Below are 14215 nucleotides of genomic sequence, written 5' to 3'. Positions count from 1 at the left end.
CATAAGGCTACTATTGACCCTTCCTGCTATTGATATGCAATAGTGGGATTTTATAGAAAATAAGGAAGTTCCCATGATCAAACGTCTCCACAGCGGCGCTCGGATGAGCCAAATCGTCATTCACAATCAAACCGTTTATCTGGCTGGACAAGTCGATGAAACGGATAGTGGCGGTCCCGTAGATCACCAAACGCGGATTATTTTGAGCCAGATCGATCAACTATTAGCCGAAGCCGGAACGGATAAATCCAAACTGCTAAGCGCGACCATTTATCTAACCGATATGAGCCAATTTGATTTGATGAATCAAGCTTGGGAGGAATGGGTCAGTGCAGGCAATGCACCAACTCGTGCTACCGTGGGGGTAACCGCTTTAGCAGGTGATGCGTACCAAGTAGAGATAGTAGTTTCCGCAGCCCTTTAAGATGTTGCCAAGGGTGCGTTTGAGTTTACGCGCCCTTATCCTGATCGAATTTATAAATATATTCCCAATAGCAATACACGGCAGCACCGGTAGCGATTATCGCCCAAAAAGCATTCTGCCCATACCATTCAAAAGCCGCCCAAGCAAAACAAACTGCCGTAAGCACTACGCGCCGCCATTTGGGCTGGAAGAAATTACGATCACGTTCAGTAAGCATGGAAACGCCTCAGCCATCAGTTCACAGATGAACAACCTTATCACGCTATCACTCAATAATCCTATAACCCTCTAGGTCATGCTTTAGAAGAGTTGAAAAAAATTCTATTAATAAACTCGCCGATAAACTTGTGGTGCATCTCGAGGGATTTGGAAAAGCATAAGATCTTGCGAGCCAGACATTTGATGCGGGTACGGAAGTTGAGATTTTGCCGTTCAATCGACTGAGTATAGTGAATTTTGATTAACAGACTACACATGATTGCTGGTAAAAATCAACTGTTCTAGGGTTCGCACCAAAAATGATATGTAGCCTCTTAATCAAAATTCACTATAAGTGCTTTCTTACAAGAAATCGTTCTTGACTTTAGAACTATCTCAAGCTAATCAAAAACTTACTTAAAACAATTGCCCTAGAGATATATTACGAATCACATGCAAAAAAACAGTACTATAAAGTTGATGATGAGTCCCAGCTAAATTGACTAATTTAGGAGCACTAATATCCTGCTGATTTAATATTAACTCCAATAGCTGTTCTTGCTGTTTTGACAAGTTGGGTAAGTTCTCTAAGTGTAAGTGGTATAAATCCTCATCCTTCTGAATATCTAACGCTAGTGGCCTGTGAAGTGCAATAGCCTCTAACAAACGGGCAAGTGCATGAATATTTACACCATGCTGAAAAATGCTTAAGCAAGCTTGATTATATAGCATGGATGCAACTTCTCTGTTATCTAAACGAGAGTTATTTCTCCAAAGCATCTCCGCTTTCTGGTACAGATCAGCAGCTCTAATAAGGTCATTAGGCTCTCTTCTAGTAAAATACATATTTGCTGCTGTAGTAAGCAAAGTAAAGCGCTTGCTCCAACTTGATGTTAAAGGTGCATGGATAGCTTGCTCGGCTATTTCGATCGCTTCGTTTAGCTGCTGGGTATGGTGTAATGCCAAAATTAAAGGAAGCTTTGCTTCACCCATACCTGGGGCAAAAAAAGCAGCTTTTTTGTATAATTCAATGGCTCTATCCCATTTTTGTAGGTGCTCAGCTTTTACTGCTGCCTGTGAATAGCTTTCTGAAAGATGATTAATATCACCTAAACCCACCCAATAGCCGCTTGCTAGCATTAGCAAGGGTATCAATCCAAGTGGAAAAACTAACATTCGCCTATAAAAAGCCATCAAGAATAGTAGCAGCATTAATATTATTAATATAAAAAGCGTGAAAAAACCGTTGAAGGCTTCCGGAAAAGTATTTGCCTCAAAAGGTGCTAAAAAAATCCAGATTAAACCTGGAATCCAAATTATAAAATTTATTTTTATAGTTTTTGCTAGAGCAAAGCCTAAAAGCACAAGACAAAACAACCAAGAAAAATTAGTAAATCCAGCTAGTAGCATTTGTCCTAAGAGGGCGGCAGGATCATGCTTATAGACATAGTCGTAGCCAGCAGGCATAGCAAGTGTAGAAATAATATGAGGGATAGCCTGATTTAGTATATGCCCTATAACACTCCCTAGTATTAACATAAACCCAAGCGATCCAATAGTCTTTGGTTTTTTTAGAGGAATCTGATTATTATAAATATCTAAGACTTTCGCAAAAAATAAATAAGGTAGAAAACTAGTGAATATATGAAATGCTAGTGTTATAACTTGATTTTCTACAGCATGGTTTTGTATTATATAAGCAAAGGGGGCTGCCAATTGATTGCTAATTACCACAATAAAAACACCCAGAACAAACCAGTGCCATGGGGTTAATAACCAAGAGGCATAGCGCTGCTCTTGGCTTGCTCTTTTTCCTGAGATTAATTCTTCAGCCTGTTGAAAATCTTGCTCACCTACTACTTGAATAGCTTTAGCATCAGCTAAAGCCTCACGCCATTTTTCTAAGCTTACTGTAAAAAAGTAAAGCAAGGTTAAAATTAGTAAGTTAGTAAAAGAAAATGACTTTCCAGCTAATGTTGCTTGCAAAATAGGCCAGCTTAAGCTAGGCATTGATGTAAAAATCTTTAAAAGATAATCTGCTAAAAGCAGGATAAAGATAGCTTGAAATAAGTGTCTAATCCATTCTAACCAACGAATATCGTTGTGTTGAAAGTGCGCAAGCTCATGAGCTAATATAGCTTGCAGAGCAACAGGATGTTGTTGAAGACGCTTCCATAATAATGCTGGTAATACAATTATTTTTTCATTTAAAAGATAACTATAAGGGGAGCTTTGTATTTTTTGCCCATTTTCTTTGATTTCAGATAAATTGCCTCGTATGTACAGATGTACTGTACTTAAAGTTGGATAGTGTTTATAAAGCTCATTTAAAGTAATGTATTCTTCAATTGTCTTCCAACTTAAAGAGTGCGTACTATTTAAAATATATTTTTTTTGCTGTTGATGTCGCCACCAGTTTAAAAAAATAATTAATCCTAACAAAATAGGAGAGCTTAAAAAAAATAGAACTCTAACTACTTCATTGGAGGATAGAGTGTTGTTATGCCAGCTTTTCAGACTTTCCCATGGTATAAGAGTGAATAAAGAGGTTATCGCCAAAAAAATGCTAGCTAAAAATAATACGCTAGATATACTATTATTATAAATTAAGTACTCATTTGCATTTAGGTTATTTCTCTTCTCTGATACTTTTTTCATTTGACTAGCCTTTTGAACGGAAAAACCAATAACCAATAATTGTTGCAATCAATATTAATAAAGCTTTAATGACTTCATCTGATGGATTCTTAAAGGCTATAAAGCTTATAGCACCCGCTATTACAATAAACGTAAGTATAAGCTGCACTACTAGTCTAATATATGCCTGTTTATAGGCTTGCAAGTCTTGCATATATTGTACAAGCTGCTCTAACTCTTGGCTGGTTAAGTTGACTCCATGCTCTTCTAGGATGCGCTGAGCATTAACAATAGATTGCGCAGTTTTTTCAAGCTTATGAAAACCCATGCCAGTATTATCTGACTGGTTAACTTGGAGGATTTTAATAGCCTCAACAATTACTTTACTTTCAGTCAAGCTTGGAGGGATTAAGGCTTTTTTGAAACGTTTTCCAAACCACTTTTTCATGACAAGACCTCACATGATGAGTAACTATATAGTAGCTTAACAGTTTTTGGCTACAGTTTGCTCAATAAATAGAAAGGTTAAGAACTCGCATAACGGTGAAATACATCAGAAAAATGGTAGGGCGTTAAATGAGTTGAATCATCTATATTCCATTGTTTGCTAAAATTGTGTGATGAGGTTAGAAGAGTAACAAGCAAATAGTATTTCAACTCTTAAACTGCATTACCACCCTCTATTCGACCGAGTCATTCATAAAATATGGATTTATTTTGGTATCTTTTTATCCTATAATAATTACTCAGTTTGCGTTTCTTTAGGAGGAAAGTTATGCAGAAAATTTGTTTAGGACTCACTGGTTTATTGCTAGCTAGTACTGGTTTCGCTAATCCATGGCTAACGGAACGTGCACCTATTAACCCTAAACCACCCGCTATACCCATGTGGGTAGTGCAGAAATGTAACGCTAATGCCGCTAAAATTATAGATCAAAACGAGCGCAATCGTGCTGCTCAATGCAACCTACAGCCACCAGAGGTATGGGAGTCATCTTATGCTCAGTGGTATGACCGATGTGTAGTATGGTTGACGGAAGGCATTTTTGGACCTAACGCTCCCTTGCCTGCGAATAGTTTGGATGACTATATCCAAGATCGAGAGCGGCAATTGAACGCCTGCTATTCCAGTAAAATATACTGACTTTTGGTATTTTTATGGAACTTTATACGGTAGTAAACTCCTAACCCTATAACACTGTTCCACCCAGAGAGAGAATTCATGAAAACACCTATCCGTTTGGGTTTGTCTTGCCTGCTATTAACTCATTTGAGCTTTGCAGAGGATTTTACTGCCAAACCTAGCGCGCCTGTTGTCCCTAAGGCGCCGCGCATGTCTCAGGTCGTGATTCAACAAACCTGTGATGCTTACGCCAACCGTCATCTTGAACAAAACAACCGTAATATGCTGGCACAATGTAACTTAGCGCCGGTGGAAAGATGGTGGGGTGTTTATGAGGATTACTATCGCTATTGCGAACGGCACATGAGCGGTGAGCTGATCGGCGCTCCAATGCCGCCGCGTGTATTATTTGCTTACCTCGATTCGCGCGACCAAGAACTCAATGCTTGTTACGCCAGTAAAATCCACTAAGCCTTGTCAAAATTCAAATATGACAAGGGTAGGATAACTTAAGTGGCTAATTGCGCCAAACCATTCCGAATATAATCCATACTGGCTTGAATAGCCTTAGCTGGCTGAGGCAATTTGTGCACGTCGCCTGAGAATAATTCAAACGAGAAATAGCCTTGATAGCCTTGGTTCAGTAGAGTATTAATTTGCTCAATATTGCCCAATTTATCATGGCTATCGACAAATACACGGTGTGGATCACGCATGTCAGACACAGGCACACCTTGATCAGCCACCCCTGAAATGTGCACCAAGCCCGTTAGCGCTGGAAAAAATTGATTTTCTCCCGCTAAATGGTGATGAAAAGTGTCATGCACCATACGAAAAGTATTCAAACCATCCACCGCGTTAATCGCATCCACGACTTCTTGCTTGGAACGTTGCGAACAGATTTCAAACCCTAATGGCTCGACTAAACCTATCAAACCACGTGCCGCTAACAGTGGTTTTAAAGCAACTAAAGCCGTCATCAGATTCGCCTGACGCTCGCCTTCCATTTTGCCCGAACCGTCATTCACTGGTACTAAGACTAGCGCTTCTGAGCCACAAGCTTGGGCATAATCCGCTAAGGCAAGCGCTTCTTGTTCACGCGCTGGCGTCCACGCATTGAAACGTTGCAGAGCATTGATGGACACGATTTTCACACCGGCTGCCTGTGCAAGCTGTTTGACTTGCTCAGGGGGAGTACTATCCATAATGGCGTTATTTCGCAGGTCATTACGAATTTCGACTGCATCCATGCCCAAACTTTTACTGAGGGCAAAAAAGTCTTTTAGGGACAGATTCGGGGTAGTCATATGGTTCAAACAAAACTGTACTTGAGTGGCACTCATGAAAACTCTCCTCATTAATAGCTATTCCAGAGTTATCACGATTTGCTGGCGTTAGGTCAAGATTGTGGTAGTCATTAGCTCGCAAATTTTGCAAGCTTTTATGAAAAGTATGCGAGATTTATTGCATTTAAAGATTCTCGGAGGTGTAGACCTCAAATGCTAAGAAGCTCTGGCTCTGATAAGCTTTACCTTCTAGGGCGTTTATCATCTGAGTAAAAAGCACTTGCGCCAAAGGAACCAATGGCGTGGAAATGACTAGGGTAATAATTTCATCCACTAAGGCCGCCCGTGAATCAGGGGTCAACTCATTACACACTACCATCAGTTGACCATTTTTTTGCTCTTCCCGTAGGGCGGCAATCGCTCCCTCCATGCCCCCTCCAGCGACATAAAAGCCAACTAAGTCAGGATAACGCCCCAATAAATCGAGTGTTGCCTCATGCGTTAAACTGAGATCCTCCAAATTTAATACCGTATCAATCACTTCAAACTCAGGTGCATGTTCACGAAAATAGGTACGAAAACCCAGTTCGCGCATTTCATGCCCCAAGAAGCGGTGACTACCGACAAATAAAGCCACTTTGCCACTGCTTCTTTTAGTCATTTTGCTAATTAGCCAAGCCGCCAAACGTCCGGCTTTACGATTGTCGACACCCACATAGCCGGTTCTTACACCATCAGCCATATCAGACAATAAACTAAATACTGGCACCCCAAGCGCCTTTAACGCCTCAACGACCGCCGTAATACTGGCATGGTCAATAGTCGCTATAGCAACGGCCTGCACACGTTGCCCCAGCTTATGTAAGCGTTGCGCCACCGTGGACGGCACTTGGGACTCCAGAAACTCAATATCCACAATCAAGCGGCATTGCGTTTGTAACTGCGCTTGCTGTTCTAAGGTACGCGCCAAGGCTTGGTAAAAAGCTTGCTGGGGGCGTTGTAATAAAATACCGACCCGATACACCGGCAAATCGTGCTGTAAACGTGCCCCTATCACATTCGCTGCATGATAACCAATGCTAGTAGCCGCTTCATAAACGCGTTTAGCGGTGACTTCACGTACCGGATGACGTTTATTCATTACCCGATCTACCGTTGCTATACTCACCCCGGCTGCTTGGGCAACATCGGCAATCGTTATGCGTTTAGCCATAGATTTGAAAATCTCTCTATCATTTTAAATTCAAATGCATGATAGAAAATGATACTAAATACTGCAAAAACTTGCATTTTTAAGATGGTTTACGGATAGTCAGTGCTGTCTGGAACAAGAGGAGTTGGAGTTCATTATGTCTATTCAAGGACGTGATTATTCACTCACTGGCCCCGAAAACGCTCGTGCTGTCGAGTGCGGCCTAGCCAATGCTACTTGGTATAAAACCGCTATTCCACGCAAACGCCTGAAAGAACTGATGCAACGCTCCGATGGGCCTGCTACCCATGATACCGTCTTATGGCTAGGCTCAATGCTAGTCTTTGCGAGTTGTGGCATTGCTCTGTGGGGGACTTGGTGGGCGCTACCTTTTTTCATGGCCTATGGTGTGTTATATGGCTCCGCTGGTGATAGTCGCTGGCATGAATGCAGTCATGGCACAGCCTTCAAAACCGCTTGGAAAAATGATCTAGTTTATCAAATCGCTTGCTTTATGATGATGCGCAATCCGGTGACGTGGAAATGGAGTCATGCACGCCATCATACTGACACCCTTATTGTGGGGCGTGATATTGAGATTGCGGTCAAACGTCCACCGAATCTGTGCTTAATCGCTTTAAGTTTTATTGGCGTGATAGATGTTTATCACGCCATGAAAACTATGCTAATGAATGCGACTGGGCACATGCGTGCCGAAGACAAGGACTATGTACCGGAAAACGAATGGTCTAAGATTTATCAAGTCGCTCGTATCTGGACAGCCATCTATACCGTCACGATTGCCACAAGCTTAAGTGTTGGCTCTTGGCTGCCCTTAGTGCTGATTGGCTTACCGCGAATTTATGGTGCTTGGCATCATGTGCTGACCGGCCTAATTCAACATGCAGGCTTAGCAGAAGACACTCTCGACCATCGTTTAAATAGTCGCACCTGCTACATGAATCCTGTCAGCCAGTTTATTTATTGGAATATGAACTATCATCTCGAACATCATATGTTCCCGATGGTACCCTATCACCGCTTGCCCGAACTGCATGAAGCAATGGAAAAGGATTGCCCTCCTCCCTATCCAACGATGTTGGCAGCTTATCAAGAGATTATTCCTGCACTAAAACGGCAATTAACTGACCCGAGCTATTACATCAAGCGTCCCTTACCTAACCCTGCAACACCTGAAACGCCCACTACCAACTCTCATCATTTTATAACAGCAGCCTAGCCAACACAGGAGGGCATCATGAGCCAATGGATTGAAGCCTGCGTAACAGATGACATCGACGCAGAAGATGTATTACGTTTTGATTATGGTGGACACAGTTACGCCGTTTATCATAGTCCCGAAGGTGAATTTTATGCTACTGACGGGCTTTGCACCCATGAAAAAGTGCAGCTAGCCGATGGATTGGTCATGGATAATATCATTGAGTGCCCCAAGCATAATGGACGTTTTAACTATAAAACAGGTGCTGCATTGGGAGCGACGGTGTGCGTGAATTTAAAAACTTATCCCGTGAAGGTAGAAAACAACACGCTCTATATTCAAGTCTAACTGTGGTCATCGAGGAGAGAGCGAATGACTGAGAGAATAGTCATTGTAGGAGCGGGCGAGTGTGGTACGCGAGCAGCATTTGCACTGCGTGAACAAGGCTTCAGTGGTGAAATCGCTTTAATCAGCGAAGAACATCAACTCCCCTATGAACGTCCACCACTCTCCAAACAAGCGTTGCTTGAACCTAAACTTGAACCCTACTACATTGCCTCAGCGCAACAATTTGATGCAGCGCGTATTCAGTTGCACTTAGCTAGCAAAGTCACGGCCATTCAACGTGAACTGCAAGTCATTACGCTTGAAACGAATGGCAAATCCCAAGCCCTAGCGTATAGCAAGCTCCTGCTGGCTACGGGTGCAAGCCCACGCAAATTGCCAACCTTAATGGGGATAGATTGCTATTACTTACGAACCTTTGAGGATGCACAACGCATTCGTCTAGGCTTAAAGGCTGGCAAACATATAGTCATGATTGGTGGTGGCTTAATTGGTTTAGAACTCGCCGCCAGCGCCCGCCAATTAGGGGCAGCAGTGACGGTCGTAGAAGCGGATAGCCGCATCTTGCGTCGCGCTATTCCTGCAAACATTGCCGCAGCGCTTGCTAAACGTCACGAACAAGCAGGTGTACATTTAATCTATAATGGAACTATTCAGCGCGCTTACCAAGATAAAAACAAAATCAACTTGGTAGTAAAGACGGGTGTTGAACTTCGTGCTGATTCAGTAATTGTTGCCATTGGTACAACACCCAATGTCAACTTAGCCCAAACGGCTGGATTAGCTGTTGATAATGGTATTGTGGTGAATGAATATCTGCAAACCGCAGACCCGCATATTTACGCAGCGGGTGATTGTTGTAACTTTCTACATGCCACACAGGGCAGACTGCGTTTAGAGACGTGGCGCAGTGCTCAACAACAAGGCAATCTCGCTGCAAACAATTTATTAGGAGTACAACAACCCTATAGCGCTGTACCTTGGTTCTGGTCGGATCAATATGAGTTGGGTTTACAAGTCGCTGGACTGACCAAGCCCGAACATCAACGTGTTGTACGTTATTTGAGCGACAACTCCTTGATTGAATTTGAATTAGACTCAACAGGTCATCTTGTGATGGCAGCGGGGCTTGGCGTTGCAACAGCGGTGGCAAAAGCTATTCGTATTGCAGAACTACTGATTGCTAAGAAAGCTAAGGTTGCGCCACAGCTATTAGCAGATCCGAACCTGAATTTGAAGAAGTTATTAAAATAAAATTTAGACCTTAGATGGGGTTATAAATTTAATTTTCTCTAAATTTTTAATAAGTCCAATATTTTCAGCCACAATGCCTTAAGCTTTGCTACAATTCCATAAAGATACCCTAACCATACTAAGAGGAAGGAGTTGGGTTGTTATGGATATTACGCAGGCACAACGACAGATAGCCATCGAAACTTCGTTAGGCAAGGATGTTATTGTATTACGTAGCGCAACTATCCATGAGCAACTTTCTCAACTCACCACTATTCAAGCCCAATTATTCAGCCTCAAAGAAAATATTAAATTCGAAGACTTATTAGGCACCAAGGTCACTATTCGTCTTAGTTTAGAAAGTGGGACACGCTATTTCAACGGTTATGTCACCGCACTAGCGCAAAGTATGAATCAAGGTTCTTATGCCGTCTATGAAGCTACTATTTCACCTTGGCTATGGTTTTTAACACGTACTGCTGATTGCCGTATTTTCCAAAAACAAAGCGTCCCAGACATTATCAAAGCCGTATTTCGTTATTTGGGTTATACTGATTTTAAGGAAAAACTAAGCCAAACTTATGCTAATTGGGATTATTGTGTCCAATACCGTGAGACCGATTTTAATTTTGTCAGTCGCCTCATGGAGCAAGAAGGTATTTATTATTACTTTACCCACGAAAACGGCAAACATGATCTCATCCTAGCGGACAATTATGGCGCTCACCAACCCATCCCCGCACAAAGTAAACTAACTTTTTATCCTCCGGATGCCACAGCACGTGAAGAGTATTATTGCACGTATTGGCAAGTCTCTAAGCAAGTCTTACCGGGAAAGTATGTTCTCAAAGATTTCGATTTTAAGCGGCCTAAAGCTGATTTACGCACCAATCACTCCATTATTCAAACCCACAGTTTGGCTGATTATGAAGTCTATGATTATCCGGGGGAATACGAACAGTTGGATGAGGGTGGTAATTATGTGCGCGTTCGCTTAGAAGAATTACAAGCGGCTTATGAACAAGCTTATGGCCAAAGTAATGCACGCAACATGCTTGCTGGCGGTTTATTCAAGCTACAAGACTATGCACGACCTGATCAAGACCGCGAGTATTTGATCACCTCCATTACTCATTTATTAAATGAGGATGTTTATGAAGCTCGTAGTGCGACCCAACAACCTGTCTATAGCAATAGCTTTAATGTCATTGATAGCAAAACCCCCTTTCGTCCTGCTCGCCTCACACCCAAGCCCCATATTCGTGGCCCACAAACGGCTATTGTAGTAGGCACTGCTGGCGAAGAAATATACACCGATGAATTTGGTCGCGTAAAACTACAATTTCACTGGGATCGCTATGGTAAATCGGATGAAAATTCTTCTTGTTGGGTACGCGTTTCCCAACTCTGGGCGGGAAAAAATTGGGGTGGCATTCATATCCCTCGCATTGGACAAGAGGTCATTGTCGAGTTTTTAGAAGGTGATCCTGATCGCCCTATTATTACTGGGCGTGTCTATAACGGTGAGCAAATTGTACCTTATGGTTTGCCTGCCAATAAAACCCAAAGTGGCATTAAAAGTCGTAGCTCCAAAGGTGGCACCGGTGCAAATTTCAATGAAATTCGTATGGAGGATAAAAAAGGGCAGGAGCAGCTTTATATCCATGCGGAAAGAAATCATACCAATATTACCGAAAACGATCGTAGCGAAGATGTAGGTCATGACCGCTCTTTGCATGTAGGCCATAATAAAAGTGAAAAAATTGATAATGACAAGAAAATTGATGTACTAGGTACTCATACAGAAAATATTACCAAAGATACTTCAATCAAAATATTGGAGGGCAACTATTTACATGATGTAGTAAAAGGAACGGAAACGAGGCATGTTGAACAATTAGTTAAAGAGGATTTTGATAATAGCCAAACGACTACCATCGCTCAAAACTTAACGGTTACCATAAAAAATGGCAATCACAAACTAGATGTTCAGACGGGCAGTGAAGAACATATCGTTAATGGCAAAGTTACAGAAACCTTCAAAAACGAACAAAGCACAACCGTCAATAGTAATATCAATATCACTTCTTCCACTGCAAAAATAACCATTACTGCTGCTACGGAAATTGAACTACATGTTGGTGCCAGTCTTTTATTAATGAAAGCAGATGGAACTATCAAGCTAGCTGGCAAGAATATATCCATTTTAGGCACGCAAAAAGTAGAAGTAGGTGTAGGCACACAAAATACTACTTTCGACAATACGAAAATTGCATCCAGTGCTGCAGAAATAACCTCGGCAGCAGTAGGAACTCACAATATAACCGGAGCATTAGTTAAAATAAATTAAGTATCATGCAAAGCATCATTGATCAGCTAAATCATGAAGTTAATGAATTCCTTACTCAAAGACAGAATTTAGTAATGATTTTGTCTTGCACTGACAATGAAGCAGGTTTTGTGATGAAATTAATTCGTGATATAGAAGATGCAACACAATCTGATGTCTTTTTATTTTTTGCTGATGATTTTGTAGATAGTGTTAATTATACCGAACTCACTATAAAACATTTAAAACTCCAACTCGAAATGGTTAATCAAGAAGCTGAAAAAGAGCAGCTGCAACCTTTAAAGCCGCCATCTCCTGATTTAGAAAATTCGCAATATAGTCCACTACAGCGTTTAGGTTTGGCAATGATGTATACACGCTCTTTAGTGCCCGATATAGGCGAGCATAAAATTATTTGGGTGTTGTATCCTCAGTCTATTCAAAATCGTGCCGCTTGGCATGATTTAATAGCCTCATTTACGCCCCAACAAGGTATTCGTGATGGGATGCAGGGCTTGCGCCTCATTTTTCGCGATTTGCCAGACCCTTTAATACAGTCACCTTCTTTGGCTCAGCTACCTCGCATCCAATTCAATCGCTTTGATATGTCGCCCCAAGCGATTGATAACGCTCTTGAAAAAGTTATTTATGATGAGTCTTTAACTAATAAGGAACGCTTTGATGCCATGCTACAAAAAGCCATGATCGACAGTGCTCATGGACGATTTGACCTAGCATATGACTACTTTAAGCGTTTATTAGGCTACTATCAATCTACCAACAATTATGCACTCCAAGCAGTAACAATTAATGCAGTTGGCGATATTTATGCGCGCCAAGGCGAGTTTGACAAAGCCATTCATGTCTATGAGGGCGCTATTGAGCCAGCTATTCAATCTAAAGCTGCTGTACTTCTAAATAATGTTACTACTAATTTAGCTAATGCAGAATATAATCGAAATAACTTTCAATTAGCAGAGCAGTATTATGCGCAAGTGGAGCAATTATCTTACAAAATGCTCCATTTAGATGGCGCTTTAAATGCTATTCATCAACAGGCAGATTGCGCTTTAAAACAATTAAATACTACTCAAGCTATTAGTTTATGGGAAAAGGCTTTAGAGATTTGTCGCCGCTTCGATTTTAAAGAAGAATTAGTGGAGACTTTAGGCAAGCTTACGCAAGCTCATATACCGCTCTCTCAAGTTCAGCGTCAAGCCTATGTACTAGAACTACACGAGTTAGGAAAGGTTCATTAAGATGTCTGCGGCTCCTCCTCTACCTAAAGCACCAGAACCTTACCCTCCCACTAGGCCCACCAATGCATTACATACTATTTCCCAAGGTATATCATCTGTGGTTGGAGCACCTCAACAGCTCGTAGAAAAATTTGAAGTAGGTTTTGCTAAAGCAACTTCTAGTATTGCTGCCGTTTTTCCTTCAATGCCTGCGGCAACTTTAATGTCCCTGACACTAGGTTTGCCTCATGCGCATGTAGCACACCCCCCCAGTGGCCCCCCCCCTATTCCACCAACGCCTTTACCACCGATGGGACCTGTTACGGCTGGGGTTTCCATCCAAGTATTAATCAATGGGATGCCCGCTGCACGTTGCGGTGACATCATTTTAAATCCCACCTGTTGTGGCATTTTACCACTGGGTGAAATCAAGACTGGCTCATCTAATGTATTTATTGGTGGTGCTAGAGCTGCGCGCCAACTAATGGATATCACTATGCATTGCCCTGTTGTTAACAGTGCTGGCAATCGTGCACAAGCTACTGCTCAAAAGGCTCAACAAGCAGCAGAGCAAGTATCTAAATTATCTAAGGCCATAGCCATCGCTGGCAAAGTGATGCAAGTAGGTGGTATTGCAGCTCAAGGCTTAGCAATTGCTGGAGATGTGGTGGAATCTGTAGAAAGTGATAATGCTGCTATGTCGGCAGCGCTTGCGCAAAATGCAGCGATGATGGCAGCACAAATGGCAGCTGATGCAGCAGCTATGGCATTAGCCGCAGCTATGGGCAAAGACCCTGCCGCCCCACCCGGAACACCCGGTACTATTATTACGCCAGGGGCTGTGAATGTCATCATTGGCGGCTTTCCTATGATTGCCACCATGGCACTTGCAAAGGGTCTAATGAATATTCTTAAAGGATTGCTAAAAAAACGCGGGCAAGGTAAGCCAAACGCTTCCGTTGATGGGCAAAAAACATGTAATTGTTGA

Annotated in this window: 15 protein-coding genes; 9 read left to right on the top strand and 6 right to left on the bottom strand. The window is 42.0% G+C overall.

Annotation, left to right across the window (positions count from 1 at the left end; translation table 11 throughout):
- Positions 1–73: 73 nt before the first annotated feature.
- Positions 74–424, top strand: coding sequence for a RidA family protein (locus tag A3IE_RS0104800; RefSeq protein WP_020394459.1), 351 nt, complete (start codon positions 74–76; stop codon positions 422–424).
- A 25-nt stretch (positions 425–449) separates the two neighbouring features.
- Here A3IE_RS0104800 and A3IE_RS0104795 read toward each other — a convergent pair whose 3' ends face one another.
- The 4 genes from A3IE_RS0104795 to A3IE_RS0104785 all read right to left on the bottom strand — a co-directional run bounded on the left by A3IE_RS0104795 (position 450) and on the right by A3IE_RS0104785 (position 3707).
- Positions 450–641: a hypothetical protein gene (locus A3IE_RS0104795; protein WP_020394458.1), complete on the bottom strand. Its 192-nt coding sequence runs from the start codon at positions 639–641 to the stop codon at positions 450–452.
- A gap of 76 nt (positions 642–717) precedes the next feature.
- Positions 718–900 carry an IS1 family transposase gene (locus tag A3IE_RS22415; RefSeq protein ID WP_083900575.1) on the bottom strand — a complete coding sequence of 61 codons (183 nt, stop codon included), beginning with the start codon at positions 898–900 and terminating at the stop codon, positions 718–720.
- 139 nt (positions 901–1039) lie between these two features.
- The gene (locus A3IE_RS0104790; RefSeq protein WP_020394457.1) at positions 1040–3280 is read right to left on the bottom strand and encodes a M48 family metalloprotease; all 2241 of its coding nucleotides are present in this window, start codon (positions 3278–3280) and stop codon (positions 1040–1042) included.
- A gap of 4 nt (positions 3281–3284) precedes the next feature.
- A complete protein-coding gene (locus A3IE_RS0104785) occupies positions 3285–3707 on the bottom strand; it encodes a hypothetical protein (protein ID WP_020394456.1) in 423 nt (140 codons plus the stop codon).
- A 327-nt stretch (positions 3708–4034) separates the two neighbouring features.
- Between A3IE_RS0104785 and A3IE_RS0104780 the strand changes: the two genes are divergently transcribed.
- Together A3IE_RS0104780 and A3IE_RS0104775 are read left to right on the top strand one after the other, a co-directional pair.
- The gene (locus A3IE_RS0104780) at positions 4035–4403 is read left to right on the top strand and encodes a hypothetical protein (RefSeq protein ID WP_020394455.1); all 369 of its coding nucleotides are present in this window, start codon (positions 4035–4037) and stop codon (positions 4401–4403) included.
- A 78-nt stretch (positions 4404–4481) separates the two neighbouring features.
- Complete coding sequence (locus A3IE_RS0104775) at positions 4482–4853, top strand: hypothetical protein (RefSeq protein WP_020394454.1); 372 nt, start codon at positions 4482–4484, stop codon at positions 4851–4853.
- 38 nt (positions 4854–4891) lie between these two features.
- Here the strand turns inward: A3IE_RS0104775 and A3IE_RS0104770 are convergent, their stop codons facing one another.
- Together A3IE_RS0104770 and A3IE_RS0104765 are read right to left on the bottom strand one after the other, a co-directional pair.
- Positions 4892–5725, bottom strand: coding sequence for a TIM barrel protein (locus A3IE_RS0104770; protein WP_020394453.1), 834 nt, complete (start codon positions 5723–5725; stop codon positions 4892–4894).
- A 127-nt stretch (positions 5726–5852) separates the two neighbouring features.
- Positions 5853–6881 carry a LacI family DNA-binding transcriptional regulator gene (locus A3IE_RS0104765; protein WP_020394452.1) on the bottom strand — a complete coding sequence of 343 codons (1029 nt, stop codon included), beginning with the start codon at positions 6879–6881 and terminating at the stop codon, positions 5853–5855.
- A 136-nt stretch (positions 6882–7017) separates the two neighbouring features.
- Between A3IE_RS0104765 and A3IE_RS0104760 the strand changes: the two genes are divergently transcribed.
- The 6 genes from A3IE_RS0104760 (at position 7018) to A3IE_RS19915 (ending at position 14215) form a co-directional block, all read left to right on the top strand.
- The gene (locus A3IE_RS0104760) at positions 7018–8100 is read left to right on the top strand and encodes a fatty acid desaturase family protein (RefSeq protein ID WP_020394451.1); all 1083 of its coding nucleotides are present in this window, start codon (positions 7018–7020) and stop codon (positions 8098–8100) included.
- Positions 8101–8118: 18 nt separating this feature from the next.
- Positions 8119–8430 (top strand): MocE family 2Fe-2S type ferredoxin, encoded by a 312-nt coding sequence (locus A3IE_RS0104755; protein ID WP_020394450.1) that lies wholly within the window; start codon positions 8119–8121, stop codon positions 8428–8430.
- A gap of 24 nt (positions 8431–8454) precedes the next feature.
- Positions 8455–9681, top strand: a complete 1227-nt coding sequence (locus tag A3IE_RS0104750; protein WP_020394449.1) for an NAD(P)/FAD-dependent oxidoreductase — start codon at positions 8455–8457, stop codon at positions 9679–9681.
- 142 nt (positions 9682–9823) lie between these two features.
- Positions 9824–12010 (top strand): type VI secretion system Vgr family protein, encoded by a 2187-nt coding sequence (locus A3IE_RS0104745; protein ID WP_020394448.1) that lies wholly within the window; start codon positions 9824–9826, stop codon positions 12008–12010.
- Between the two features lie 113 nt (positions 12011–12123).
- On the top strand, positions 12124–13248 hold the full coding sequence (locus A3IE_RS0104740) for a tetratricopeptide repeat protein (protein WP_157832835.1): 1125 nt from the start codon (positions 12124–12126) through the stop codon (positions 13246–13248).
- 1 nt (position 13249) lies between these two features.
- Positions 13250–14215 carry a PAAR domain-containing protein gene (locus A3IE_RS19915; protein ID WP_020394446.1) on the top strand — a complete coding sequence of 322 codons (966 nt, stop codon included), beginning with the start codon at positions 13250–13252 and terminating at the stop codon, positions 14213–14215.

The organism is Thiolinea disciformis DSM 14473, assembly GCF_000371925.1.
Lineage (GTDB): Bacteria > Pseudomonadota > Gammaproteobacteria > Thiotrichales > Thiotrichaceae > Thiolinea > Thiolinea disciformis.
This window is presented reverse-complemented; position numbering and strand designations above follow the sequence as displayed.